24 protein-coding genes are annotated in these 25,598 nt (G+C 68.8%); 17 read left to right on the forward strand and 7 right to left on the reverse strand.

Annotated features, from left to right (window positions below):
* Nucleotides 1–132: 132 nt before the first annotated feature.
* Both AC07NX_RS12180 and AC07NX_RS12185 read right to left on the reverse strand, forming a co-directional pair.
* Nucleotides 133–600: a BLUF domain-containing protein gene (locus AC07NX_RS12180; RefSeq protein ID WP_494642080.1), complete on the reverse strand. Its 468-nt coding sequence runs from the start codon at nt 598–600 to the stop codon at nt 133–135.
* A 150-nt stretch (nt 601–750) separates the two neighbouring features.
* Nucleotides 751–1,119, reverse strand: a complete 369-nt coding sequence (locus AC07NX_RS12185; protein WP_494642082.1) for a response regulator transcription factor — start codon at nt 1,117–1,119, stop codon at nt 751–753.
* Between the two features lie 220 nt (nt 1,120–1,339).
* On the opposite strand from AC07NX_RS12185, the gene AC07NX_RS12190 reads away from it, so the two are divergent.
* The 5 genes from AC07NX_RS12190 (at nt 1,340) to AC07NX_RS12210 (ending at nt 6,124) form a co-directional block, all read left to right on the forward strand.
* Nucleotides 1,340–1,969: a PepSY-associated TM helix domain-containing protein gene (locus AC07NX_RS12190; protein ID WP_494642084.1), complete on the forward strand. Its 630-nt coding sequence runs from the start codon at nt 1,340–1,342 to the stop codon at nt 1,967–1,969.
* Between the two features lie 11 nt (nt 1,970–1,980).
* The gene (locus AC07NX_RS12195) at nt 1,981–2,529 is read left to right on the forward strand and encodes a DUF2271 domain-containing protein (RefSeq protein WP_494642086.1); all 549 of its coding nucleotides are present in this window, start codon (nt 1,981–1,983) and stop codon (nt 2,527–2,529) included.
* A 17-nt stretch (nt 2,530–2,546) separates the two neighbouring features.
* Nucleotides 2,547–3,437 carry a DUF4198 domain-containing protein gene (locus tag AC07NX_RS12200; RefSeq protein ID WP_494642088.1) on the forward strand — a complete coding sequence of 297 codons (891 nt, stop codon included), beginning with the start codon at nt 2,547–2,549 and terminating at the stop codon, nt 3,435–3,437.
* Nucleotides 3,438–3,629: 192 nt separating this feature from the next.
* Nucleotides 3,630–4,574, forward strand: coding sequence for an FAD:protein FMN transferase (locus AC07NX_RS12205; RefSeq protein ID WP_494642277.1), 945 nt, complete (start codon nt 3,630–3,632; stop codon nt 4,572–4,574).
* Nucleotides 4,571–6,124, forward strand: coding sequence for a flavodoxin domain-containing protein (locus AC07NX_RS12210; RefSeq protein WP_494642090.1), 1,554 nt, complete (start codon nt 4,571–4,573; stop codon nt 6,122–6,124). The genes AC07NX_RS12205 and AC07NX_RS12210 overlap by 4 nt, the downstream gene beginning before the upstream one ends.
* A gap of 167 nt (nt 6,125–6,291) precedes the next feature.
* On the opposite strand, the gene mobA is transcribed toward AC07NX_RS12210, so the two are convergent.
* The gene (gene mobA, locus AC07NX_RS12215) at nt 6,292–6,828 is read right to left on the reverse strand and encodes a molybdenum cofactor guanylyltransferase (protein WP_494642092.1); all 537 of its coding nucleotides are present in this window, start codon (nt 6,826–6,828) and stop codon (nt 6,292–6,294) included.
* Nucleotides 6,829–7,009: 181 nt separating this feature from the next.
* Here mobA and xylR point away from each other — a divergent pair, with 181 nt between their 5' ends.
* The gene (gene xylR, locus AC07NX_RS12220) at nt 7,010–8,068 is read left to right on the forward strand and encodes a transcriptional regulatory XylR (RefSeq protein WP_494642094.1); all 1,059 of its coding nucleotides are present in this window, start codon (nt 7,010–7,012) and stop codon (nt 8,066–8,068) included.
* A gap of 44 nt (nt 8,069–8,112) precedes the next feature.
* On the opposite strand, the gene AC07NX_RS12225 is transcribed toward xylR, so the two are convergent.
* Together AC07NX_RS12225 and AC07NX_RS12230 are read right to left on the reverse strand one after the other, a co-directional pair.
* Nucleotides 8,113–10,638 (reverse strand): hypothetical protein, encoded by a 2,526-nt coding sequence (locus AC07NX_RS12225; protein ID WP_494642096.1) that lies wholly within the window; start codon nt 10,636–10,638, stop codon nt 8,113–8,115.
* 114 nt (nt 10,639–10,752) lie between these two features.
* Entirely contained in the window at nt 10,753–10,959 is a 207-nt protein-coding gene (locus AC07NX_RS12230) for a DUF427 domain-containing protein (protein WP_494642097.1), read from the reverse strand.
* 208 nt (nt 10,960–11,167) lie between these two features.
* Here AC07NX_RS12230 and AC07NX_RS12235 point away from each other — a divergent pair, with 208 nt between their 5' ends.
* The 7 genes from AC07NX_RS12235 to AC07NX_RS12265 all read left to right on the forward strand — a co-directional run bounded on the left by AC07NX_RS12235 (nt 11,168) and on the right by AC07NX_RS12265 (nt 17,339).
* Nucleotides 11,168–12,319: a fumarylacetoacetate hydrolase family protein gene (locus AC07NX_RS12235; RefSeq protein ID WP_035087907.1), complete on the forward strand. Its 1,152-nt coding sequence runs from the start codon at nt 11,168–11,170 to the stop codon at nt 12,317–12,319.
* 37 nt (nt 12,320–12,356) lie between these two features.
* A complete protein-coding gene (gene xylB, locus AC07NX_RS12240) occupies nt 12,357–13,103 on the forward strand; it encodes a D-xylose 1-dehydrogenase (protein ID WP_494642098.1) in 747 nt (248 codons plus the stop codon).
* Nucleotides 13,104–13,267: 164 nt separating this feature from the next.
* The gene (locus AC07NX_RS12245; RefSeq protein WP_494642100.1) at nt 13,268–14,149 is read left to right on the forward strand and encodes an SMP-30/gluconolactonase/LRE family protein; all 882 of its coding nucleotides are present in this window, start codon (nt 13,268–13,270) and stop codon (nt 14,147–14,149) included.
* The gene (gene xylD, locus AC07NX_RS12250; protein WP_494642101.1) at nt 14,136–15,917 is read left to right on the forward strand and encodes a xylonate dehydratase XylD; all 1,782 of its coding nucleotides are present in this window, start codon (nt 14,136–14,138) and stop codon (nt 15,915–15,917) included. Before AC07NX_RS12245 ends, xylD begins: the two co-directional genes overlap by 14 nt.
* A 193-nt stretch (nt 15,918–16,110) precedes the next feature.
* Nucleotides 16,111–16,374, forward strand: coding sequence for a hypothetical protein (locus AC07NX_RS12255; RefSeq protein WP_494642102.1), 264 nt, complete (start codon nt 16,111–16,113; stop codon nt 16,372–16,374).
* 9 nt (nt 16,375–16,383) lie between these two features.
* Nucleotides 16,384–16,800 carry an MmcQ/YjbR family DNA-binding protein gene (locus tag AC07NX_RS12260; RefSeq protein ID WP_494642103.1) on the forward strand — a complete coding sequence of 139 codons (417 nt, stop codon included), beginning with the start codon at nt 16,384–16,386 and terminating at the stop codon, nt 16,798–16,800.
* The gene (locus AC07NX_RS12265; protein ID WP_494642105.1) at nt 16,797–17,339 is read left to right on the forward strand and encodes a GNAT family N-acetyltransferase; all 543 of its coding nucleotides are present in this window, start codon (nt 16,797–16,799) and stop codon (nt 17,337–17,339) included. The genes AC07NX_RS12260 and AC07NX_RS12265 overlap by 4 nt, the downstream gene beginning before the upstream one ends.
* Here the strand turns inward: AC07NX_RS12265 and AC07NX_RS12270 are convergent.
* Entirely contained in the window at nt 17,270–19,474 is a 2,205-nt protein-coding gene (locus tag AC07NX_RS12270; protein ID WP_494642106.1) for a TonB-dependent receptor domain-containing protein, read from the reverse strand. The two genes, AC07NX_RS12265 and AC07NX_RS12270, sit on opposite strands and share 70 nt — an antisense overlap.
* A gap of 274 nt (nt 19,475–19,748) precedes the next feature.
* On the opposite strand from AC07NX_RS12270, the gene AC07NX_RS12275 reads away from it, so the two are divergent.
* The 4 genes from AC07NX_RS12275 (at nt 19,749) to AC07NX_RS12290 (ending at nt 24,485) form a co-directional block, all read left to right on the forward strand.
* Entirely contained in the window at nt 19,749–21,188 is a 1,440-nt protein-coding gene (locus AC07NX_RS12275) for a sugar porter family MFS transporter (RefSeq protein WP_494642107.1), read from the forward strand.
* A gap of 154 nt (nt 21,189–21,342) precedes the next feature.
* The gene (locus tag AC07NX_RS12280) at nt 21,343–21,594 is read left to right on the forward strand and encodes a DUF6289 family protein (protein ID WP_494642109.1); all 252 of its coding nucleotides are present in this window, start codon (nt 21,343–21,345) and stop codon (nt 21,592–21,594) included.
* Nucleotides 21,595–21,815: 221 nt separating this feature from the next.
* Nucleotides 21,816–23,456 carry a family 43 glycosylhydrolase gene (locus AC07NX_RS12285; protein ID WP_494642111.1) on the forward strand — a complete coding sequence of 547 codons (1,641 nt, stop codon included), beginning with the start codon at nt 21,816–21,818 and terminating at the stop codon, nt 23,454–23,456.
* Between the two features lie 162 nt (nt 23,457–23,618).
* A complete protein-coding gene (locus AC07NX_RS12290) occupies nt 23,619–24,485 on the forward strand; it encodes a rhamnogalacturonan acetylesterase (protein WP_494642112.1) in 867 nt (288 codons plus the stop codon).
* A gap of 133 nt (nt 24,486–24,618) precedes the next feature.
* On the opposite strand, the gene AC07NX_RS12295 is transcribed toward AC07NX_RS12290, so the two are convergent.
* A complete protein-coding gene (locus AC07NX_RS12295; RefSeq protein ID WP_494642114.1) occupies nt 24,619–25,386 on the reverse strand; it encodes a YceI family protein in 768 nt (255 codons plus the stop codon).
* Nucleotides 25,387–25,598: the final 212 nt, after the last annotated feature.

The following is a 25,598-nucleotide window of genomic DNA, read 5'->3' on the forward strand; positions in this document are numbered from 1 at the left end:
CCCTGGGTCCCGGACAAGCGCTACGCCCGCCCGCCGTCAGGCGGGCCGCTTGCGCGACCCGAGGCCGGGATGACAACGAATTAGCGCGCTGATTTCGCTTGGGTGTCACCGACACGCAATCGAGTACGGACCCTAGACCGACGCCAGGTCCTGTTGCCGGGTCAAGGCCAGTTTGTGCACGTCCGCGACGGTCCGCAGCAGGCGCATCACGGCATGCTCCGGAAAGTCCGCCGGCTCGAAGGTCGGCCGTCGATCGAGCTCTCCAAGGATCATCGCGTCGGTCGGCGAGAGTTGACGCGCGCACATGCTCCAAAGTCCGAATTCGCGAACCGTGACGACGCCTTCGCCGAGGAGGATCGCGTCGCGATGCCTACGGTCGGTGCAGATATGCTTGAAAAGCTCGTGGACCTCGTCGGTCGGCCCTTCCAGGGCCTGCAGGAACCATCCTCGATGCGCGATCAGCAGGCCGGTTATGCCTTTGAGGCGGTTGTTGCCGATCGCCGAAGCCAGGATCTGCTCGATGTTCTCGTCCAGGTTCGCCAGGCACTCGGCGGTGGCGCGACTGGCGTAGACGACGCGAACGAGAGGCTGGGTCTGCATGGATCACCTGTCGGCTGGGCTGGCCTCTAGGTACGGCGCCAACCTACCGGCCCCGGTTAATCGCCGTGTGCGGCGGATCGTCGCCTGCTCGACGGAGACGCGAGGCGACCGGGAATCCCTCTCTCATGGAGAGAGGGAAAATCAAAGCCTTCACGCCGCCTGGGGCCAGCGCGCCTCCAGGGCCCGGACCGCGCCCAGCAGGCGGCCGGGGGTGATGGGCTTTTCGAGGCGGGCGTCGCCGCGCTCGTCGTCCTTCAGCAGGTGCTCGTCGCGGGCCGAGGCCAGCAGCACGGCCGTGCGCGCGCCCCGGCGGCGGCGGGTGGCCTTGATCAGCTCGCCGCCGTTCATGCGCGGCATGGCGAAGTCGGTGATCAGCATGTCGGGATCGAAGGCGTCCATGGCCTCCAGCGCCTGCTCGCCGTCGCGGCAGATCAGGACGTCGAAACCCGCCTCGCGCAGGGTGATTTCATGGATGGTGGCCAGGAGGATGTCATCCTCCGCGACTAGGATCTTGTGCAACGCCCGCCCCAACATGCTTAACGACTGGTTAAGCACGATTAGCCCGGGCCAACGGCGCCGTCGCCGTGCGCTATCGTCGCAGCCGGCAACCCAGAAGCCCCTTATTTTCATGGGAAAACTCAGACGTGTGGCGGCGATCGCACGGGAAGGCTTGCTTTTGCAAGTCGTTCTCAAGTATGGGCTTCAAGCTCAGCCAAGACCCCTCTCGCCCCCGGATCTCGTGAAGACCGCACCCGCCCAGCAAAGCCGCTCGTTCTGGCTCAAGCAGCTGCACCAGTGGCACTGGATCAGCGCCGCCCTGAGCCTGGTCGGCATGCTGCTGTTCGCGGTCACCGGCTTCACCCTCAACCACGCCGGCCAGATCGAGGCCGAGCCCAAGGTCGTCGACCGCAAGGCCACCCTGCCCGCCGACCTGCTGGCCCTGCTGGCCAAGGGCCCGGCCGAGGGCAAGCGGCCCCTGCCGATCCGGGTCGAGACCTGGCTCGACGAGGCCGTCGACGCCGACATCGCCCGCCGCGAGGGCGAATGGTCGCAGGAGGAGGTCTATGTCGCCCTGGCCCGCCCCGGCGGCGACGCCTGGATCAGCATCGACCGCGCGACCGGCGCCGTCGAGCACGAGAAGACCACGCGCGGCGCGATCAGCCTGCTCAACGACCTGCACAAGGGCCGCAACGCCGGCAAGGCCTGGGGCTGGTTCATCGACATCTTCGCCGGCGCCTGCGTGGTCTTCGCGGTCACCGGCCTGATCCTCCTGCAGTTCCACGCCCGCAGCCGCCCCCTGACCTGGCCCCTGGTGGCCGGCGGGCTGGTGATCCCGCTGCTGCTCGTCATCCTTTTCGTCCACCTGTGAGGCGTCCCGCCATGAAGCGCTCCCCCCCGAAGCTGTCGCTGTCCCTGCTGACCTTCTCGGCCCTCGGCGCCGGCGCCGCCACGCCCGCCCTGGCCGCCGACCTGGCCGTCACCGTCGAGGTGCCGCGCCTGACGGTGGCCGAGTACCACAAGCCCTATGTCTCGATCTGGATCGAGAACCCGGCCGACGCCACCGCCGCCGGCACCCTGGCGGTCTGGTACGACGCCGGCTCCAAGGAGGACAAGGGCGTCAAGTGGCTGAAGGACATGCGCCAGTGGTGGCGCAAGGCCGGCCGCACCATGAGCTTCCCCGCCGACGGGATCAGCGGCGCGACCCGCGCCCCCGGCCCGCAGAAGCTGGTGTTCAGCGGCGCCAAGGGCCCGCTGAAGGACCTCAAGCCCGGCCAGTACAACCTGGTGGTCGAGGCGGCGCGCGAGGTCGGCGGCCAGGAGTCCGTCCGCGTCCCCTTCACCTGGGGCCCAATGGGGGGCAAACCCGGCAAGCCCGCCGCCGCCAAGGGCGCGACCGAGGTCGGCGCCGTCACCGTCGCCGTCAAATAGATCGAGAAAGACACGCCATGTCCCTGCGCACTCGCCTTCTCGCCGTCGCGGCCGCCGGCCTCGTCCTGGCCCTGCCTCTGGCCGCCAACGCCCACCGCGGCTGGATCGTGCCGTCGTTCACCGTCCTGTCGGGCGACGGCGCCTGGGTGACCGTCGACGCGGCCATCTCCAACGAGCTGTTCTACGCCGACCACAATCCGATGCGCCTGGACGCCGTGGTCGTCACCGCCCCGGACGGCTCGGTCGACAAGGTCCAGAACGCCCTGACCGGCAAGTACCGCTCGACCTTCGACGTCCAGCTCTCCAAGCCCGGCACCTACAAGATCGGCTCGGCGGTCAGCACGATCATGGCCAGCTGGACGCAGGACAGCCAGGTCAAGCGCTTCCGCGGCTCGCCGGACGACTTCGCCAAGCAGGTCCCGGCCGGCGCCGCCGACCTGAAGACCATCAAGAGCTTCAACCGCAACGAAACCTTCGTCACCCGCGACGCGCCGACCACCACGGTGTTCGCGCCGACCGGCAAGGGGCTGGAGCTGGTCCCGGTGACCCACCCCAACGACCTGGTGGCCGGCGAGGCGGCGACCTTCAAGTTCCTGCTGGACGGCAAGCCCGCCGCCGACCTGGAGGTGACCTTCGCCCCCGGCAATTCGCGCTACCGCGCCACGCCCGGCGACTTCAAGGTCAAGACCGGCGCCGACGGGTCGTTCAAGGTCACCTTCCCCGAAGCGGGCATGTACTGGATGAACGCGGTCGTGCGGACCGGCGAGACCGGCCGTGGCCCGGGCGGGCCGGGCATGGGCGGCCCCGGCGGCGCGGCTCCCGGCGGCGCCCCTGCGCCCGCCACGCCCTTGGCCGGCGACGGCATGAGCGCCAGCTACACCGCCACGCTCGAAGCGCTGCGGCCTTAGGGTTCAAAAACAGGTGTCATCCCGGAAGCCTCGCAGAGGCTGTCCGGGACCCAGGTGACTGGGTGAAGGCGGTGCGGCTGTCCTGGGTCCCGGACAAGCGCTGCGCGCTTTCCGGGATGACAACCTCTTTGAACTGCGATCCCCATGACCCGCGTCCTCGTCCCCCAGCTCGCCGAGCCCCCCGCCCGCCCGATCGGCGGCGCGGTGCTGGCGCTTGGCGGCCAGACCATGGGCACGACCTGGTCGGTCAGGCTGGTGGCCCCGCCGACCGCCGACGCCCGGGCCCTGACCGCCATGGCCCAGCGCGCGCTGGACGGCGTCGTCCGGGAAATGAGCCCGTGGGAGCCGCTGTCGGACCTGTCGCGCTACAACCGCGCCGCCGCCGGCGGCTGGACGCCCCTGCCGCCGGCCTTCGCCCGGGTGCTGCGCGCCGCCCTGGAGGTCGCCGAACAGACCGACGGCGCGTTCGATCCGACCCTGGGGGCCCTGGTCGACCTCTGGGGCTTCGGTCCCCGTCCCTTCTCCGGCGCGCCGCCGGAAAGCCAGGACATCGCCAGGGCGCGCGAGGCCGCCGGCTGGCGCCGGATCGTGCTGGACGGCGACAGCCTGTTCCAGCCCGGTGGGCTGCGGCTGGACCTCAACGGCATCGCCAAGGGCTTCGCGGTCGACCAGGTCGCCGCCGCCCTCGACCGGGCCGGCGCCCGCTCGTACCTGGTCGAGGTCGGGGGCGAGCTGCGCGGGACCGGCGCCAAGCCCGACGGCCAGCCCTGGTGGGTCGAGCTGGAGCGTCCGCCGGCGGCCAATGACGGCCTTCGCACCCTGGTCGCCCTGCACGGCCTGTCGGTGGCCACCTCCGGCGACTACCGCCGATATTTCGAGCACGGCGGCCGCCGCTACGCCCACACCCTGGACCCGGCCACCGCCGCGCCGGTCGTCCATTCCACCGTCAGCGTCACGGTGCTGGGCGAGACCTGCCTGCGGGCCGACGCCTACGCCACGGCCCTGACGGTGATGGCGCCGGACGCCGCCCTGGCCTTCGCGACCGCGCACGACCTGGCCGCGATGATCCTGGCGCGCGGCCCCGCCGGCCTGGAGGAGCGCCTGTCGCCGGCCCTGTCGGCGATGCTCGACGCATGAGCGGTTTCTGGGACGCCCTGACGCCTGAAACCCGCCGCCTGTGGGCCGCCGGCCTGGTCCTGGGGGCCTACGTCCTGTTCTGCCTGGCTATCGCCTGGCGCCAGCGGCGACGCGGCCGCGCCGCCCGCCGCGCGGCCCAGGCCCTGGCGGCCGGGACCGGCGCGCCGATCCTGGTGGTCCACGCCAGCCAGACCGGCTTCGCCGAGGAACTGGCCCTGGCCACCGCCAAGCTGCTGGGCGACGCCGGCGCGCGGGTGACCCTGAAGAGCCTGGCCGAGATCACCGTCGCCGACCTGACGACGGCCAAGAATCTCGAGGGGGCCCGGGCCCTGTTCGTGGCCAGCACCACCGGCGAGGGCGACGCCCCCGACGCCGCCCGCCGCTTCATCCGCGACGTCATGGGCGGCCAACCCGCCCTGGACGGCTTGGCCTATGGCGTGCTGGCCCTGGGCGACAGCAGCTACGCCCAGTTCTGCGCCTTCGGCCGGACGCTGGACGGCTGGCTGGCCCATCGGGGCGCGACGCCGCTGTTCGACCGGGTCGAGGTCGACGACGGCGATCCGGCCGCCCTGCGCCACTGGCAGTCGCACGTCGGCGTGCTGGCCGGCGTCACCGACGCCCCCGACTGGACCCGCCCGCGCTACGGCCGCTGGCGGCTGGCCGAGCGTCGTCACCTGAACCCCGGCGGTCCCGGCGACGCGGCCTTCCATCTTCGGCTCGAGCCGCTGGACGCCGCGACCTGGGAGGCCGGCGACATCCTGGAGGTCGGCCCGCGCAACGACCCGGCCGAGGTCGCCGCCCTGCTGGCGCGGCTGGGGCTGGATCCGTCCGCCCCCGTGGTCGCCGAAGAGGGCGCGAGGCTGGGCGAGGTCCTGTCCTGGCGCCGCCTGCCGCACGACGGCGCGACCCCGACGGCCGCCCAGGCCCTGGTCGACGCCCTGCCGCCCCTGCCCCACCGCGAATATTCGATCGCCTCCCTGCCGGCGGACGGCGGCGTCGAGCTGCTGGTTCGGGCGATGAGGCGGGCCGACGGCCGACCGGGGCTGGGGTCGGGCTGGCTGACCGCCCACGCCGCCGAGGGGGCCGAGATCGCGGCCCGGGTGCGGACCAACCGCGCCTTCCACGGCCCTTCGGACGGCCGGCCGCTGATCCTGATCGGCAACGGCACGGGCCTGGCCGGGCTGCGCGCCCATCTCAAGGCCCGGGCGGCGGCGGGACACGACCGCAACTGGCTGGTGTTCGGCGAGCGGACGGCCGCCCATGACTACTTCCACCAGGACGAGATCGAGGCCTGGCGCGCCGGGGGCGTGCTGGAGCGCCTGGACCTGGCCTTCTCCCGCGACCAGGACCGCAAGGTCTATGTCCAGCACCGCCTGATCGAGGCCGCCGACGCCCTGCGCGCCTGGGTCGCCGACGGGGCGGCGCTCTATGTCTGCGGTTCGCTGGAAGGCATGTCGGGCGAGGTCCACGCCGCGCTCGTATCGGTGCTCGGCGCGGAGACGATGGAGCGCCTGGCGGACGAGGGACGGTATCGGCGGGACGTGTACTGAGGGGCCGAGATCCGCCCCCAGCACCCCAAACCGTTGTCATCCCGGAAGCCCCGCAGGGGCTGTCCGGGACCCAGGGGACTGGGCTAGTGCGGTGCGGTTCCCCTGGGTCCCGGACAAGCGCTGCGCGCTTTCCGGGATGACAACCAAGAGGAACGCAGGTCTCCCCTTCAGCGCAACGCCGCCCGTTCCTCCGGCGTATTCGCCCCCCGCAGTCGCAGTCGCACATCCTCGTCGCAGGCCAGCGCGACCAGCCGGGCCCGCTCGACCAGCCGCCGCAGGGGCCAGCCGGCCTCCGCCTCGGCCGGCAAGGCGGCCAGGGTCACGACCATCGGCACCGGCAGGCCGTCATAGACCGCCCCCGGCTCGGCCGCCGCCAGCAGCGGCGCCAGGTCCTCCACCGTCACGGTCGGCGCGTCGACGGCCAGCACCAGGGCCCGCGTCAGGCCGTGCGCCGCCAGGGCCCGCGCTCCGGCCAGCACCCCGCCGACCGGCCCCGCCCCGGGCGCCGGATCGTCGACATGCTCCAGGCCGAGGTCGCGTCCCGCCGTCAGCACGCGGACGGCGCCGGCCGCGCGCGCCAGGGCCGCCACGCGGTCGACCGCCCGCTGGCCGTCCCAGTCCAGCGCCGCCTTGTCGGCGCCCATGCGGCGCGAGGCGCCGCCGGTCAGGATGATCGCCCCAAAGGAAGTCGCTTGCCGGGTCATGGCGCCAATCTAGGCCAGGCGAGGGGCGCCGTCTGCACCCGCCCGGTCGCGACGGGTCCGGACAATGACCGGGCAAGACCCCGCCGCCAGGACCTCTCGCCGGTTCAGAGACTTGCGGCCTGGCTTCCAAGACATGGGCGAAACGGTCTAGTGTCCGCCGCGATCAAGGGACGGACCATCGATGAACGACCGCAACGAGCGTCAACGCCGCCGCACGACCCAGAGCGCGACCATCCGCGACGTGGCGGCCCTGGCGGGGGTCTCGCCGATGACGGTGTCGCGGGTGATCAACCGCGAGACGACGGTCAAGTCCGAAACCAAGGCCCTGGTCGACGCGGCGATCCGCGACCTCAACTACGCCCCCAACCCCGCCGCCCGCAGCCTGGCCGGCTCGGCCCCGTTCCGCATCGGCCTGCTCTACGACAACCCCTCGACCGGCTACCTCTCGGAATTCCTGGTCGGCGCCCTGGACGAGAGCAGCCGCACCGGCGCCCAGGTGGTGATCGAGAAGTGCGCCGAGCCCGAACTGGCCGGCGCCACCCTGACCCGGCTGCTGAAGACCGGCGTCGACGGCCTGATCCTGCCGGCCCCGCTGTGCGAGAGCGCCCAGGTCCTGGCCGAGGTCAAGGCGGCCGGCGCCGCCGCCGTGGCCGTGGCCCCGGGCATGCCCAGCGCCGACATGGCCACCATCCGCATCGACAACGAGGCCGCCGCCTTCGAACTGGCCGAGCACCTGCTGGGCCTGGGCCACAAGCGCTTCGGCATCATCAAGGGCCACCCCAACCAGACGGTCAGCCAGCAGCGCCTGGACGGCTTTCTCTCGGCCCTGAAGGCGGCCGGCGTGCCCGACGAGAACGTCCGGGTCGAGCAGGGCTACTTCACCTATCGCTCGGGCCTGGAGGCGGCCGAGCGGCTGCTGGCCGAGGACGACCGGCCCACCGCCATCTTCGCCGGCAACGACGACATGGCCGCCGCCACGGCGGGCGTCGCCCACCGCATGGGCCTGGACGTGCCGGAAGACGTGTCGATCGTCGGCTTCGACGACACCTCGATCGCCGCCAACATCTGGCCGGCCCTGACCACCGTCCACCAGCCGATCGCCGCCATGGCCCGCGCCGCCGTCGACCTGGTGCTGGAGGAGATCCGCCGCAAGCGCGGCAAGGCCGGCGAGCCGCGCCAGCTGATGCACCCCCACACCCTGATCGTCCGCGATTCTACGGGGCCGGCGCCGGAGGGGTGAGGGACGGGTTGGGGGCTAGCCCCGGCGGCGCGGTTCGACCCATCTCAGACACTGGGATATGGGTTGACGACCGAACTGACGTACCATCCACCTTGGTAACGTTTCATGGCTCGGAACTCGCCACCGCCTTTCAAGACAATCGCAGCGTTGTCCTTGCCGAGCAATCGGTCTTCACCATAACCGCTGAGGTCGGCCCAATCGAAGTGCAAGGTCATATCGGACGACGCGTAACATGAGATTTCCTGACCAGGATAACCATCTGTAATCCTGTTCAAAGCCCCGCTCCCGGAGAGAATAAAAGACCTGCGCCCCAGGGCGGAAAATCCGCCGGAGGCAAACGACACTGTTTTCGGTTCACCGTCTCCAGAGATCACCTCTACGCGGACCCCAGGCGGTAACTTGGACAGCGGATAGGCGATCACTTCCGAAAGCTTGATCTCTCGAGCGACGATCCGGATGTTGACGTTGCTAAATGAACCGTATGCGCTGTCTATAGCGTCCCAAAGCGCGAGCGCGTACTTCGCGTTGCTGACGATCAATATCAGATCGATATTGCGCCAGACAAGCTTACCTCGGAATACGACTGACACGCCGGCTTGACTGACGGCGACGTTGAGGCTGAGCGTGAGTTCCGAGCCCCTAACAGTAAGGACAGTCGCGCCAGACGGAATGTTCGGACCGGTGACGATCGTGCCGGGTAACAGATAGCCGCCCGTGCCGAGCGGATCCCCAACGACGGTTACAACAGGCGACCCGGCGACGGTGTTGACGGTGCGGGCGACGACAATCGTGGGAGGCAACCTGCACGCCGCATCGTCGACGGGCCCATCAATCACCGCACGCAAAGTTACGTTCTCGATTAGGCCGCCGTAGTCGAGTCCCAAGAAGCAATTTGGTCCGCAAAGGACAATATCGGCAGTCATGTTCGACGTAACGTCGAATCCAGTCCCCTTTATCCGATCGGTAAAGACACCGGAGACTACGGTTCGCTGACAATTCGAGGCGTCACCACCTCCTTCGCCCAGCCCCCAGATATCCCCTGAACCGTTACCAATAAGATCACAATCCGTATAGACCTCGTCGGTGTTGTTAAAACGAGATACACAGAAGGCGACGGGGGTATAGCCGGGACCATCGTATACGCGATACGATTTTACGCTGCGATCGACGCGTAATGACCCATGAACGTGGGAGCAGCCTTGAATGTCGTAGCCGTGATATCCGCAGCCGATAACCCGCGAATGGGTCAAATCCACATCACGAACTCCATGTACGACAATGCCCGCCCAACCGACGTCTGAGACGGTCACGCCTAGCCACATGGCTTTGTTATCTTTCCAAGCTCCGTTGTAGTCGTGAATTTCCACGCCGATGAAGCTGTACCTTTTTACTTGACACAGCAACTTAAGGTTACTCACCTGCGCCGAGTTGCGGATGCCATAGACCCAAACCGACGGTGTTGTGATTCCTCCGCCGTCAAACACCACGTCCTTCTCGATCGTTACGTACGAGGTCGCGATCTGGAGGTGAATTGTGCCGGACGCCGCCTCCGGAACCAGCAAGAACCGTCCTGAACCAACGATCCGAGTCCCCGGAACGGAGATCGTCAGCCCAAGGGTGAGGTAGGTATATCCTAGAGTGTCAATGACACCGCCCATATTCAGGGCACGTTGAACGTAGGCGGTAAGGTCAGCTGTATTTGTTCCATTAATAATGGAAGCATGTTTATCGGCAGGGATAGTGTCAAACAAGGTGCGGTGCTGATTCAGCTTGTTGTCGACATCCGTCGTTTGACCAAGGGCAACATCAGGACTGTACGCGATATTACTGGCTATATCGGCCCCGATGAGGAACCGGGCCGTCGGCGCGTCCACTGCCCCGGCGATCGATCGACCGAGACTCGTAAACGGGGTTGTTCCTGCGGATCCAGTCCCATTGCCGTAAATCAACAGATCGTTGGTGAGATTGGTGTTGGCGAGCGCGTTCAAGGTCGTCGACAGGGGCTGATACCGACTGTCACCGTCTCCCCGGGTCAGGATCGCACCCGCCGCCGCGACGCCCGTGGCGGTCAACGCCACATCGCCTCCCGCGGACCGGGTGAACACACCTGAGCCAGCCACGAGATGAAGAGCCAGGGCTTGCCCCGCCAACGCAAAGGTGGAGCCCGTTAGGATTAAACCCACCCCACTGGCCGAGTATGATATCGTCGCCGACTGCTGAACAAACGTGATCGCGGTGCTGTCTAGTGTGCCGATGCTCGCGACGGTAGACGCCCAGCCGGTTGCGCCCTGTGTCGTTCCACCGCCCACGAATATTCCCGCGTCATAGACCTCTGACCAGGTATCCATGTCACTGGCCCGAGCCCACGCGCCTATGGCCGAGACGTAGATGCCGTTCTTACTCGCGACGGACTGGTTTTTGACGAGCACTCGCGACTGGTTGGTGACGACCCCGTCGATGGTTTGCTCTCCGGACAGGGTAATGTTCGCGGTCGTCGCGACGGCGACTGAGAATTTATTCAAGACATTATCGGCGTCATAGCGCGAGCCCCTCTTGATCCGCTTGGCCACGCCGGTGCGCGGCTACAACCTAGAAATGTTGGATACCTGCCTGCGGAGTGCTCGCCCAGCTTGAAATGGCCTCAACCGCTGGCCTGTCGCGCCTTTGCTGGACGTCGCCCGCCTCTATCGGCTGGCGCTGGAGCACGGACAGCCGGCGTCCAGCGGAAGGCTGTAGAACGAGAGGCTGTAGCAGGACGCCTCGCGCAGCGTCAGGGCGTCGCGGGTGTCGGCGATCACCTTGCCGCCCAGGGTGACGACCACGCGCCGGGAATTTGGCGTGACGGTGATGGGGTGGTCGGGCCCCGGGATCTTGATCGGCCGATCGGTCATGGCGTTGTCCTGCTTGAGCTTGCGCCGTTAAGATGGTTTCAAGCGCGCGCGCCCGCCAGGGGCGGCTTGCCGACCGGCGCGATTCGCCCGGCGCGGCGGGGCTTGCGTTGGGCGTCGTGTTAGCGCTAACAACGTGATCTACGAGTGACGGGGGGCGTGGGCGGCGAGTCAAGACCGGTCCAACGCGCCCGCCAGGGAGAGACGACCGGTGGCCCTCAGTGATTTCCTTCCCGACGACTGGCGCGACGCGACCCTGCTGGGCCGCATCGATTTCGGCCAGGGTCCGACTCCCGTCCTGATCCGCGGCGGGCGGATCGAGGACGTCAGCAAGATCGCCCCGACCACCTCCGACCTGATGAACGCCTTCGCGCCCGGCGCGGCGATCCCGGCCGGCGTCGACCTGGGCCCGCTGGAGGACCTGGACGTGCGGGCCGTCTGGGAGAACCCGGACGGCGCGGCCGCCAAGCTGCTGGCCCCGGTCGACCTGCAGGTGCTGAAGGCCGCCGGCGTGACCTTCGCCGTCTCGACCCTGGAACGGGTGATCGAGGAGCGGGCCCGCGGCGACGCCGCCGCCGCCCTGCAGATCCGCGAGCAGCTGTCGGCCAGCATGGGCGGCGACCTGCGCAGCGTCGATCCGGGCTCGGAGGGCGCCGAGCGCCTGAAGCAGAGCCTGATCAAGAGCGGCCTGTGGTCGCAATACCTGGAAGTGGCCATCGGCCCCGACGCCGAGATCTTCACCAAGGGCCCGACCCTGTCGTCGATGGGCTGGGGCGACCATGTCGGCGTGCGCAGCGACAGCCACTGGAACAACCCCGAGCCCGAGGTCGTGCTGCTGTGTGACGGATCGGGCCGGATCCGCGGCGCCTCGCTGGGCAACGACGTCAACCTGCGCGACTTCGAAGGCCGCTCGGCCCTGCTGCTCAGCAAGGCCAAGGACAACAACGCCTCGTGCGCCATCGGCCCGTTCTTCCGCCTGTTCGACGACGGCTTCGGCCTGGACGACGTCCGCTCGGCGGAAGTGACGCTGAAGATCACCGGCCGCGACAACTTCGTGCTCGACGGCCACAGCAACATGAGCCTGATCAGCCGCGACCCGGCGGTGCTGGCCGGCCAGGCCTACGGCAAGCAGCACCAGTATCCGGACGGCTTCGTCCTGTTCCTGGGCACGATGTTCGCCCCGATCCAGGACCGCGACGCGCCGGGCCAGGGCTTCACCCACAAGGTCGGCGACCGCGTCCGCGTGGCCACCCCGAAGCTGGGCGTGCTGGAGAACGAGGTGACCACCTGCGATCTCGCCGCCCCGTGGACGTTCGGCGTCTCCGCCCTGATCCGCAATCTGGCCGGCCGCGGCCTGCTGTGATCTCCCTGAAAATCGTCTCTTCCTGGTCGTGACGCGTATGTCCTCCGCCATCTATCCCAGCCTCAAGGGCAAACGCGTCGTCATCACCGGCGGCGGCTCCGGCATCGGGGCCGGCATCGTCGCCGGCTTCGCCCGCCAGGGCTCCGAGGTGATCTTCCTCGACGTCGCCGACGAGGACTCCAAGGCCCTGGCCGCCCAGCTGGCCGGCTCGCCGGTCGCGCCGGTCTATATCCGCTGCGACCTGACCGACCTGGACGCGGTGGCCAGGACCTTCGCCGAGATCGGCCCCGTCGACGTGCTGGTCAACAACGCCGGCAACGACGACCGCCACAAGCTGGCCGAGGTGACGCCCGCCTATTGGGACGAGCGCATCAACGTCAACCTGCGCCACATGCTGTTCTGCACCCAGGCCGTGGCCCCGGGCATGAAGGCGCGCGGCGGCGGGGCGGTGATCAATTTCGGCTCGATCAGCTGGCACCTGGGCCTGGAGGACCTGGTCCTCTACGAGACCGCCAAGGCCGGCATCGAGGGCATGACCCGGGCCCTGGCCCGCGAGCTGGGCCCCGACGACATCCGCGTCACCTGCGTGGTGCCGGGCAACGTCAAGACCAAGCGCCAGGAGAAGTGGTACACGCCCGAGGGCGAGGCCGAGATCGTCAAGGCCCAGGCCCTGAAGGGCCGGCTGGTCCCCGACCACATCGCCTCGCTGGTGATGTTCCTGGCCTCGGACGACGCCAGCCTGTGCACCGGCCACGAATACTGGATCGACGCCGGCTGGCGTTGATCGCACAAGATTGTCATAGCGTGCGCAGCGCCCTCTTCGGTGTCATCCCGGAAGCCTCGTAGAGGCTGTCCGGGACCCAGGGGCCGCCGCACCGCATTCGCCCAGTCCCCTGGGTCCCGGCCCTACGCTACGCTCCGGCCGGGATGACAACGGAGAAAGAACTGATGCCCGAACCCACCTGCGTCTGGGACCTGAAAGCCACCCTCGGCGAAGGCCCGATCTGGTCCGCCGAGGAGCAGGCGGTGTGGTTCGTCGACATCAAGAGCCACAAGGTCCATCGCTTCCATCCGGCCAGCGGCGCCACGGCCAGCTTCGACGCCCCCGACCAGATCACGTTCCTGGCTCCGCACGCCGGCGGCGGCGGTTTCCTGGCGGGGCTGAAGAGCGGCCTGCACCGCTTCGATCCCGCGACCGGCGCCTTCGTGTTCCTGGCCCAGATCGAGCCGCTCGAGCTCAACAACCGCCCCAACGACGCCACGGTCGACGCCGAGGGCCGCCTGTGGTTCGGCACCATGCACGACGGCGAGGAAACCCCGACGGGCGCGCTCTACCGCCTCGGCGCCGACGGCAAGCCGGTCCAGCAGGACGAGGGTATCTGCATCACCAACGGACCCTGCGCCTCGCCCGACGGCAAGACCTTCTACCACACCGACACCCTGGAAAAGATCATCTGGGCCTATGACCTGGACGCCGACGGCGAGCTGTCGAACAAGCGGGAGTTCTTCCGCCTGGATATGGAGGACGCCTGGCCCGACGGCTCGGTGGTCGACAGCGAGGGCTATGTCTGGACGGCCCTGTGGGGCGGCCACGGCGCCCTGCGCCTGTCGCCCCAGGGCGAGGTCGTCGACCGGGTGACCCTGGACGCCATCAACGTCACCAAGCCCTGCTTCGGCGGGCCCGACTTGAAGACCCTCTACTTCACCACCGCCCGCAAGGGCCTGAGCGACGCGCAGCTGGCCGCCTATCCGCTGTGCGGCGGCCTGTTCGCCCTGCCCGTCGCCGTGGCCGGCCAGCCCCAGTACGAGGTGCGCCTTGACCGCCCCTGACAGAACGCCTCGCCGCTTCCGCTCGCGCGACTGGTTCGACAATCCCGACCATATCGACATGACCGCCCTCTATCTGGAGCGGTTCATGAACTACGGGATCACCCCGGAGGAGCTGCGCAGCGGCAAGCCGATCATCGGCATCGCCCAGACCGGCAGCGACATCTCGCCCTGCAACCGCATCCACCTGGACCTGGTGACCCGCGTGCGCGACGGCATCCGCGACGCCGGCGGCATCCCGATGGAGTTCCCGGTCCATCCGATCTTCGAGAACTGCCGCCGCCCGACCGCGGCCCTGGACCGGAACCTGTCGTATCTGGGCCTGGTCGAGACCCTGCACGGCTATCCGATCGACGCCGTGGTCCTGACCACCGGCTGCGACAAGACCACCCCGGCCGGCATCATGGCCGCCACCACGGTCAACATCCCGGCCATCGTCCTGTCGGGCGGGCCGATGCTGGACGGCTGGCACGACGGCGAGCTGGTCGGCTCGGGCACGGTGATCTGGCGCTCGCGGCGCAAGCTGGCGGCGGGCGAGATCGACGAGGCCGAGTTCATCCAGCGCGCCGCCGACAGCGCCCCCTCGGCCGGCCACTGCAACACCATGGGCACGGCCTCGACCATGAACGCCGTGGCCGAGGCCCTGGGCCTGTCCCTGACCGGCTGCGCGGCCATCCCGGCCCCCTATCGCGAGCGCGGCCAGATGGCCTATCGCACCGGCCAGCGGATCGTCGACCTGGCCTATGAGGACATCAAGCCCAAGGACATCCTGACCAGGAAGGCGTTCGAGAACGCCATCGCCCTGGTCGCGGCGGCCGGCGGCTCGACCAACGCCCAGCCGCACATCGCCGCCATGGCCCGTCACGCGGGTCTCGAGATCACCGCCGACGACTGGCGGGCGGCCTATGACATCCCGCTGATCGTCAACATGCAGCCGGCCGGCAAGTATCTGGGCGAGCGCTTCCACCGGGCCGGCGGCGCGCCCGCGGTGCTGTGGGAGCTGCTGCAACAGGGCCGCCTGCACGGCGACGTCCTGACCGTCACCGGCAAGACCATGGCGCAGAACCTGGAAGGTCGCGAGACCAGGGACCGCGAGGTGATCTTCCCCTACGCCCAGCCCCTGGCCGAGAAGGCCGGCTTCCTGGTGCTGAAGGGCAACCTGTTCGACTTCGCGATCATGAAGTCCAGCGTCATCGGCGCCGACTTCCGGGCCCGCTACCTCAGCAAGCCCGGCCAGGAGGACATCTTCGAGGCCCGGGCTGTCGTGTTCGACGGTTCGGACGACTACCACGCCCGGATCAACGACCCGGCGCTGGAGATCGACGAGCACTGCATCCTGGTGATCCGCGGCGCCGGCCCGATCGGCTGGCCCGGCTCGGCCGAGGTGGTCAACATGCAGCCGCCGGACGCCCTGCTGAAGCGCGGGATCATGAGCCTGCCCACCCTAGGCGACGGCCGCCAGTCGGGCACCGCCGACAGCCCCTCGATCCTCAACGCCTCGCCCGAGAGCGCGGTCGGCGGCGGGCTGTCCTGGCTGCGCACCGGCGACACCATCCGCATCGACCTGAACACCGGCCGCTGCGACGCCCTGGTGGACGAGGCGACCATCGCCGAGCGCCGCAAGGAAGGTATTCCGGCCGTCCCCGCGACCATGACGCCGTGGCAGGAAATCTACCGCGCCCATACCGGCCAGCTGGAGACCGGCGGGGTGCTGGAGTTCGCGGTCAAGTACCAGGACCTGGCGTCGAAGCTGCCCCGGCACAATCACTGAAGATCGAAGGCCCTCGGAGCGATCCGGGGGCCTTTTGGTTTAAGGCGGCGATCACTTGGGGAGCAACACCCCGAAGAGCGCCGCGCCGCCGGGACGTCGAAACGCCAGCCTGTTGCCAAAGCCCAGATCCTGCCCGATCAATGACCATCCGTTCCCGCGCCGACAGGCCGGTGCTTCCAGCGAAGGTCCGCGCATGCGCCCGATCCTGACAGCCTCAATCCTGTTGGCGACGCTCGCGACGGGCGCCTGCACCGACAGCAGGAGAGCCAGTCGAGAAGCCACCTGGGGCGACAAGCCGGCGGACATCGTCTGCTGGTCCTACGGGACCCAGACCTTCGCCGGACGCTCGACCGGCAAGGTCGAGTATGATGAGGGCGGCCGGATCTCATTCGTCGACGCGGCCAACGGCCGCTACACCACTGTCGAAGGCGAGTGCCGGGTCGTCTATTCGAAGTAGCCGGACCAGATGTCGGGCACGCGTCCCCAGGTCCCGTCCCAGATCGTCGCCCGGCTTCGCGCGATCTGCCGCGCCCTGCCCGAGACCCGCCAGGAAGCCGCCTGGGTGGGAACCCGCTGGCGGGTGCGCGACAAGACCTTCGCCCATGTCCTGATGATCGCCGACGGCTGGCCGGCTGCCTACACCCAGGCGGCCGGAACCGACGGCCCGGCCTGCGTGGTGACCTTCCGCACGCTGGATCGGCAGTTCGACCCGGTCGATTTCGAGGCCCGGCCGTTCTTCCGTCCGGTCTGGTTTCCCAACATCGTGGGCGTGGTCCTGGACGCGGCCACCGACTGGGCACAGATGGCGGACCTGCTGAAGGTGAGCTACCGCGTCCTGGCCCCAAAGACGCTGGTCGACACCCTGGACGGAGCGGCGCGATGATAGCTGTGCGAGACGCCGAGCCGGCGGACCTGAAGCCCTTGGCCCATCTGTGGTGGTCCGGCTGGCGCGACGGTCACGAGGGATTGCTGCCCGAGGCCCTGACCCGTCTGCGCACGCTGGAGAGCTTCGAAGACCGCATGGCCGCCGCCTTGCCGAAGGTGCGAACGCTGGGCCCTGTCGGCGCGCCATTGGGCTTCCACCTGATCAAGGACGACGAGCTCCATCAGTTCTACCTGGCCGCCGAGGCGCGCGGGACCGGGGCGGCGGCCGTGCTGATGGCCGACGCCGAGGCGCGCCTGGCCCAGGCCGGGATTACCGTCGCCTGGCTGGCCTGCGCGATCGGCAACGCCCGCGCCGCACGGTTCTACGAGAAGTCCGGCTGGACGATGGCGCGGGTCGAGAACGTGCCGACCGAGACCTCCGAGGGGCTCTTTCCGCTGGAGGTCTGGCGCTACGAGAAGCAACTGGCCTACCCCCCCACCGCCCCGCCGCCGAAGTCGAACTGCTCGGGCCGGGCCTTGCCGCCGCCCAGGCTGTAGGTGAAGCCGAAGAACACCGCCCGCACGTTGGCCCCGCGGTCGATCCGCTCCCGCAGGCCCGGGGTGTCGAGCACGGTGGTGTCGTGGAACGAGTCGAGCACGTCGTTGGCGGTGACCACGAGGTTCAGCTTGTCGCTGACCTTGCGGCGGTAGCCCAGGTTCAGCAGCGAGATCGGCTCGCGATAGCCCTGCGGCGTCAGGCGCTTGCCCGAGGTGAAGCCGTTCAGCTGGAAGAAATCCTTGGGCGTGGCCTGCCAGCTGAGGCTGGCGCGGCCCGACAGCGTCGTGCCCGACCGCGTGTCGGTGAAGCCCAGGTCGCCGGCGTCGATCTCGTTCCAGAAGGCGTTGCCGCTGATGTTGTAGCTGAGCTTGGGGGTCAGCTTGCCGTTGGCCACCAGCTCCAGCCCGCCGTTGCGGCTCTTGGTCAGGTTCTCGCGCGTGGTCAGGAACACGCCGCCGCCCAGGTCGCGCACCACGTCGGTCACGCCGTCGCGGCTCTCGCGATAATAGGCCGTGGCCAGGTACGAGGCCGGGCCCTTGCGGTACTGCCAGCCCAGTTCGTAGGAGTCGGTGATCTGCGGCTTCAGGTCGGGATTGCCGGCCCGGTAGGTGTTGGGGTCCTGATAGATCCGGTAGGGGTTCAGGTCCTGGACCTGCGGGCGCTGGACGCGCCGGCTGTAGTTGGCGATCAGGGTCTGGGTCTGGCTCAGGGTGTAGCCCAGGTGCAGCGACGGATAGACCTTGAAGTAGCTGTTGTCGTCCTTCTGGCCCGAGGTCACCTGGTGGGTGCGGATCTCGACCTGCTCGGCCCGCAGCCCGGCCAGGGCCGTGAAGTCGCCGAACGGCCGCTCGTAGGTGACGTAGCCGGCATAGACGTCCTGGTCGTAGAGGAAGCGGTTGGTGCGGCTGGGATCCACGACCTGGCCGGCCAGCGACGGGCCGCGGGTTCCGTGGTTGTCGTAGTCGTTGTCGACGCCCTCCAGGTCGAGCCCGGTCTTCAGCTTGGACTCGCCGGACATCGGGCGGGTGTAGTCGAGCTTGAAGTTGACGCGGTCCTGGTCGGCGCCGAAGCCGTAGGTCTCGTAGACGTCGGCCCCGGTGGTGTTGTCGATGAAGGCCTGGCCGTCGCGCTGAAAGTCGGTGACCTCGTATTCCAGGTGGGCGTCCAGCGCGTGCTCGGCGCTCTTGAACTGGTGGCGCCAGTCGCCGCTGACCGCGCCGTTGTCGCGGCTCATCCTGGCGCTGGACGCGCGGGCGTAGGCCAGGGCCGAGGCGCCGGGCGTCGCGCCCAGGACCGTGAAGGTCTCCTCGCCGCCGGTGCTGTAGTCCATGCCCCGGAACCGCACCTCGCCGCTGAGTCGGTCCTTGGGGGTGAGCGTGTAGTCGACGCCGCCGCGCAGGTTCACCGCCCGGCCGGCGTTCTTGAACGCGCCGTCCTGCACGGTGCGCGCGCCCGGGTCGGTCGCGGTGACGGTGTCGCGCTCGTCGGTCGACCAGAAGGCCTGGCGGTCGTAGCGGAGGCCGGCGTCGCCCGAGAGGGTCAGCTTGCCCTTGACCAGGTTGCCGGTGACGCCGGTGTTGTAGCGGCTGTCCGGACCGACGTTCAGCTTGACCGAGCCGGTCGCGCCCGGCTTGCGGGTCTTCTTGGTGATCAGGTTGATGATCCCGGCCGTGCCGTCGGGGCGATAGGCGGCCGAGGGGTTGGTCATCACCTCGACGCGGTCGATCTGGTCGGCCGGCATCTGCTGCAGGGCGTCGGCCTTGCCGTCGCCGTTGAACATGCTGGACGGCTTGCCGTCGATCATGATCGTGACGTTCGGATCGCCGCGCAGGCTGACATTGCCTTGCATGTCGACCTCGACCGAGGGGATGTTGCGCAGGGCGTCGGCGATCGAGCCGGTCTTGGCCGACAGGTCGTTGGCGACGCTGTAGCTGCGGCGGTCGATCGAGGTGCGCATGGCGGTGGAGTCGCTGGTCACCGTCACGCCCTCGACGGCGGTCGGCGCGTCGGCGGGCTTGCCGGCCGCCGTCGGTCTCGGCGCGGCCTGGGACGGCGGCGCGGCCTGGGCCTGGGCCAGGGCCAGGCTCGGCGACAGACCGGCCACGGCGGCGAGCAGCAGAACTCTCAAACGCAACGGACTTCCCCCGAAGAAACCGCCGGCGGACGCTCGCCCCCGACGCCAAGGCTAAGACGCCATCACGGCGCGCGGGGCAAATGTCTTTTCGGCAATGTTCCGGGGCAGCCCCCGTGGAGACGGATGACAACGTTGCCAATGCACCTTAAGCCTGGACATCTAGAGGGTGCTTGCGGCCTGATACCGCTAACATTAAGGTCGGGCCAACCAAGAGCCCAAGGCGGGACTCGTTAGGGATCAAACGCGGCCTGCGGGCCAATCGGGGAAGACCAAAGTGGCATCAGTTTTGAGCGCCGGGCCCAGCCCTGGCATGAGCGCCGACGGCGCCAAGGTGAACATGGCCTTCATCGCCGCCATCGTGGCCGTCGCCACCATCGGCGGCTTCATGTTCGGCTACGACAGCGGGGTCATCAACGGCACCCAGGAGGGCCTGGAGAAGGCCTTCAGCCTCAGCAAGCTGGGCACCGGCCTGAACGTCGGCGCCATCCTGATCGGCTGCGCCGTGGGCGCCTTCGCCGCCGGCCGCCTGGCCGACGTCTGGGGCCGCCGCACGGTGATGATCGTCGCCGCCCTGCTGTTCCTGGTCAGCGCCCTGGGCACCGGGGCGGCCGACACCTCGATGGTGTTCATCGCCTTCCGCCTGATCGGCGGCCTGGGCGTCGGCGCCGCCTCGGTGCTGTGCCCCGTCTACATCTCGGAAGTCACGCCCGCCAACATCCGCGGCCGGCTATCGTCCGTGCAGCAGATCATGATCATCACCGGCCTGACCGGCGCCTTCGTGGCCAACTACATCCTGGCCCACACCGCCGGCAGCTCGACCGCCCCGTTCTGGATGGGCCTGCCGGCCTGGCGCTGGATGTTCTGGATGCAGACCATCCCCGCGGCGATCTTCTTCTTCAGCCTGCTGTCGATCCCGGAAAGCCCGCGTTTCCTGGTCGCCAAGGGCAAGGAGGCCGAGGCCGAAAAGATCCTCTCGCGCCTGTTCGGCGCGGGCCAGGGCGCCGGCAAGGTCGCCGAGATCCGAGCCTCGCTGGCCGCCGACCACCACAAGCCCAAGCTCTCGGACCTGCTGGACCCGACCACCAAGAAGATCCGCATGATCGTCTGGGCCGGCCTGGTCCTGGCCGTCTTCCAGCAGTTGGTCGGCATCAACATCGTCTTCTACTACGGCTCGGTGCTGTGGCAGTCGGTCGGCTTCACCGAGGACGACAGCCTGAAGATCAACATCCTGTCCGGCGCCCTGTCGATCCTGGCCTGCCTGGCCACCGTCGCCGTGATCGACAAGATCGGCCGCAAGCCGCTGCTGCTGATCGGCTCGGCCGGCATGGCGGTGACCCTCGGTATCCTGACCTGGTGCTTCTCGACCGCCACCACGGTGGACGGCTCGCTGCACCTGGCCGCCGGCACGGGGCCGATCGCCCTGTTCGCCGCCAACGCCTATGTGGTGTTCTTCAACCTCAGCTGGGGCCCGGTCATGTGGGTCATGCTGGGCGAGATGTTCCCCAACCAGATGCGCGGCTCGGCCCTGGCCGTCGCCGGCTTCGCCCAGTGGATCGCCAACTTCGCGATCTCGGTCAGCTTCCCGGCCCTGGCCGCGATCAGCCTGCCGATGACCTACGGCTTCTACGCCGTCAGCGCCCTGGTCTCCTACTTCCTGGTCCAGAAGCTGGTCCACGAGACCCGCGGCAAGGAGCTGGAGGCGATGGAGGGCTGAGGCTCCAGATGCGAAAGAAGGCAGTCCCCAGACGTTTCTGAGGACGCATCGCTCACCTTTAAATTCGCAAAACCGGATCACCATTTTCGGTTGATCAACCTGCAACGGCTCCCCAAGGTAGCGACGCGATTATCGCGCTTTGGGGAGTTTGATCTTGAAGAAGCTGAAACTGAAGCTGGCCGTCGCCGGCGCGGGCCTGGTGGCGGCCATCGCCATTCCGCTTATCGCCCTAGCCTATCCAAAGACCGGCTGGGATCGTGTCTATTACGACGATCCCAGCCATACCAATTCGGTCGGCGAACAGACGATGTACTGTACGGGCAAGACGTACCTCTGGTGGGGGACGACGACTCCCTACTTCGATCAAACGCCCTATGACTGCGGCGACCCGCCGCCCTGGATTTGATCCGTCCCCCGGCATGGGCTGATCCTCGGTAGATTGACCGAGCGCCCGAGAGGTTCCGCCTCTCGGGCTTTTTCTTGTGCGATTTTCGCGGCGGCAGACGTCGTTTTCAAACCTCGATTCAGCCTCGAAGAACGGCAAATGACACCGGTGGACAACGCCGTCGCCTTGCCGCTAAGTGACCCGCAACAAGCGTACGACACGCAGGTCGGGAGGACTTTTTCATGGTCGACATCAGCCGTCGCGGCGCGCTGGGTTCGCTGCTGACCGGAGCCGCCGTGGCCGCCGTTCCCGCCGCTTCGCAGGCCGCCCAGATGGGGACCCTGCCCAGCGCGCCGGCCGCCGGCGAGGGCCCGACCTGGGCCAGGGGGATCGAGGGCCAGCGCAAGGCCGACCTGGGGAACGGGACCTTCCTCAACCCCATCCTGGCCGGCGACCATCCCGACCCGTCGATCCTCAAGGACGGCGACGACTACTACATGACCCACTCGTCGTTCGACGCCTATCCGGGCCTGCTGATCTGGCGTTCGAAGGACCTGGTGAACTGGACGCCGGTCGTGGCCTCGCTGAAGACCAACATCGGCTCGGTCTGGGCGCCGGAGATCTGCAAGCACAAGGGCCGCTACTACATCTACATCCCGGCCAAGTATCCGAACAACAACACCAGCTACGTCATCTGGGCCGACCGGATCGAGGGCCCGTGGAGCGAGCCGATCGACCTGAAGCTGCCCCGCTACATCGACCCCGGCCATGTGGTCGACGAGAAGGGCGTGCGCTGGCTGTTCCTGTCGGGCGGCGACCGCATCCAGCTGGCGCCCGACGGCCTGTCGACGGTCGGCCAGCCCGAGCACGTCTACGATCCCTGGCGCTATCCGGACGACTGGGAGGTCGAGGGTTTCTCGCCCGAGGGCCCCAAGGTGATGAAGCGCGGCGACTACTACTACCTGGTCACCGCCGTGGGCGGCACGGCCGGTCCGCCGACCGGCCACATGGTCATCGTCGCCCGGTCCAAGTCCCTGGCCGGCCCGTGGGAGGACGATCCCAGGAACCCGGTCGTGCGCACGACGAACAACAGCGAGAAGTGGTGGTCGCGCGGCCACGCCACCCTGGTCGAGGGGCCCGCCGGCGACTGGTGGACCGTCTATCACGGCTACGAGAACGGCTACTACACCCTGGGCCGCCAGACCCTGCTGGCGCCGGTGACCTGGACCAGGGACGGCTGGTTCGAGGTCGGCGGCGGCGACCTGTCGAAGCCGATCGCCAAGCCTAAAGGCGGCCGGCCGGTTCCGCACGGCATGGCGCTGTCGGACGACTTCTCGACCGACAAGTACGGCGTGCAGTGGAGCTTCTTCGATCCCAAGCCGGGCGAGCGCGACCGGATCAAGCGCGAGGGCGGCGTCCTGACCCTGAAGGGCGCGGGCGAGGCCCCGTCCAGCGGCGCGCCCCTGATCTTCGTCAACGGCGACCAGGCCTACGAGATCGAGTGCGAGATCGAGGTCGATCCGGACACCCGCGCCGGCCTGATCCTGTTCTACGACCGCCAGCTCTATTGCGGCCTAGGCTTCGACACCAAGGCCTTCGTCACCCACCAGTACGGCATCGAGCGCGGCCGCCCGGCCAATCCGCACGGCGCGAAGATGCTGATGCGGCTGCGCAACGACCGCCACATCGTCAGCTTCCACACCAGCGGCGCCAATCTTGAGAAGGGGGGCGGCGCGACCTGGAAGCGGTTCGACCGCGGCATGGAGGTCTCGGGCTACCACCACAATGTGCGCGGCGGCTTCCTGATGCTGAAGCCGGGGTTGTACGCGGCGGGCAAGGGCTCGGCGCGGTTCAAGGGGTTCAAGTACCGGGCGCTGGGTTAGGTATCGTCATGCGCCCCCCAACGGTTGTCATCCCGGAAGCCTCGCAGGGGCTGTCCGGGACCCAGGGGAATCGCACCGCATCAGCCCAGTCCCTGGGTCCCGGACAGCCCCTGCGAGGCTTCCGGGATGACAACGAAAATGAGCTGGCAGGATCACAGACGCATGCGCACCCCTCTCCTCCTCGCCGCCGCGCTCCTGGCCTCCCCCGCCCTCGCCCAGCCCCCCGCCGATCCCGCGCCGTTCAAGGCGACCAGGATCCTGCTGGTCGGCGACTCGACCACGGCGGTGAACAGCGGCTGGGGCGGGGCGTTCTGCGCGACGCGGGTGACCTCGAACGTCGCCTGCGTGAACCTGGGGCGCGGCGGGCGCAGCACCAGGACCTATCGGGCCGAAGGCTCCTGGACCCTGGCCCTGGGCGAGATGAAGGGCGGGCTCTTCGCCGAGACCTATGTGCTGATCCAGTTCGGCCACAACGACGCCTACGGGCGCGCCGAGCGGCTGACCGGCCTGAAGACCAGCTTTCCCGAAAACCTGAAGCGCTATGTCGCCGAAGCCCGCGCGGCCGGCGCCCGGCCGGTGCTGGTCACGCCCCTGGCGCGCCGGCAGTTCAAGGACGGCCGGCTGGTCGACGACCTGGCCCCGTGGGCCCAGGCGGTCCGGGCCGTGGCCGCCGAGACCGGGACGCCGCTGGTCGACCTCAACGCCCGCAGCGCCCAGGCCGCCCAGGCCCTGGGCCCGCTGAAGGCCGCCGCCTCGGCCGAGACCCCGCCCTCGCCCGAACTGGCCAAGGCGATCGCCGGCGGCACGACGGTGGGCGTGAAGTTCTACGAGCCGCCGATCCCCGGCGCCGCGCCCGTGCCGATGGACCCGCCGACGCCGCCGACCGCGATCCTGCCGAAGACGGGCCGGTTCGCGCCGGTGTTCGACTACACCCACCTGGGCCCGGCGGGCGCGGCGGCCTGTTCGGAGATCGTCGCGGAGGAACTGGCAAAGGCGGTTCCGGCGCTGGCTTGGAACCTGGTCCCGTAGGACGCCCCCTCCGTCACGCTGCGTATCCGCAGCGCGCCGCCTCCCCCGCGATGCGGGTGAGGAGGATGCGGTCCCTTCTCCTCCCCCGTGCAACGGGGGAGGTGGCTGCGAAGCGGACGGAGGGGGCGTTCGACTATTGCGCCGGAGCCGCCGTCGGAGCCTTGGCGTCCGCCAGCGGCGGCCCGCTGAACTCGGCCTCGATCTGGACGTCGACCGCGTCGCTGACGCCCATGGTCGTGCCCGGGGCCGGGACGCCGTAGGCGACGCCGAAGTCCGAACGCTTGAACACGCCGTGGGCCGAGAAGCCGATGCGGGCGTGCGGATCCATCGGATGGCCGGCGTAGCCGCCGTTGAAGGTGGCGTCCAGCACCACCGGCTTGGTCACGCCGTGCAGGGTGAAGTCGCCGGTGACCTTGGCGGTGTTGGCGCCGGTGACCTCGACCTTGGTCGAGCGGAAGGTGATGGCCGGATACTGGGCCGCGTCCAGCCAGGCCTTGCCGGTCAGCTCGTCCTTGAAGCCTGGCGGCGGGTTGGGCAGGCTCAGCGACTTGGGATCGATCGTCGCCTCGACGCTGGAGGCCGAAGGGTTGGCCGGGTCGAACTTCAGCTTGGCGTCGAAGTCGCTGAACCGCGCGGTGTAGTTCGAAAAACCCAGGTGGTTGACCTTGAAGTCCAGGCTGGCGTGGGTCGGGTCCAGCTTGTAGTCGCCGGCCGGGACCTTGGGCATGACGAACTTGTCCGCCATCGCCGCGGACGCGGCGGCCGGAGCCGGGGCTGACAAGGCCGCGGGCGCTTCGGCCTTCTTGTCGGCCGGTGAACAGGCGGCCAGGGCCAGGGCGGCGGCGCCGGCGGTCAGCCAGGAAACCCGGCGCGCGCGCGGACGGACAGTCGAATAGGTCATGGCGTCTTCCCTTTTGTCTGGCGGCCCGAAGGGGCCCGCGCGCCGTTCCCGGTCGAATCCGAGGCGCGCGATCCCACGAAGGACGCACGACGGCGCGAAGTCCCGACATGGGGCCGCTTTTTTCTCGTCACAACTTGACGTTACGGAAAGGCTGACGATCCTGTCCACCGCTATGTCGACGCCCCCTGTGGGAGACGGTTCTTGAGCGGTCT

This window comes from Caulobacter sp. GW821-FHT09A05 (genome assembly GCF_059418465.1).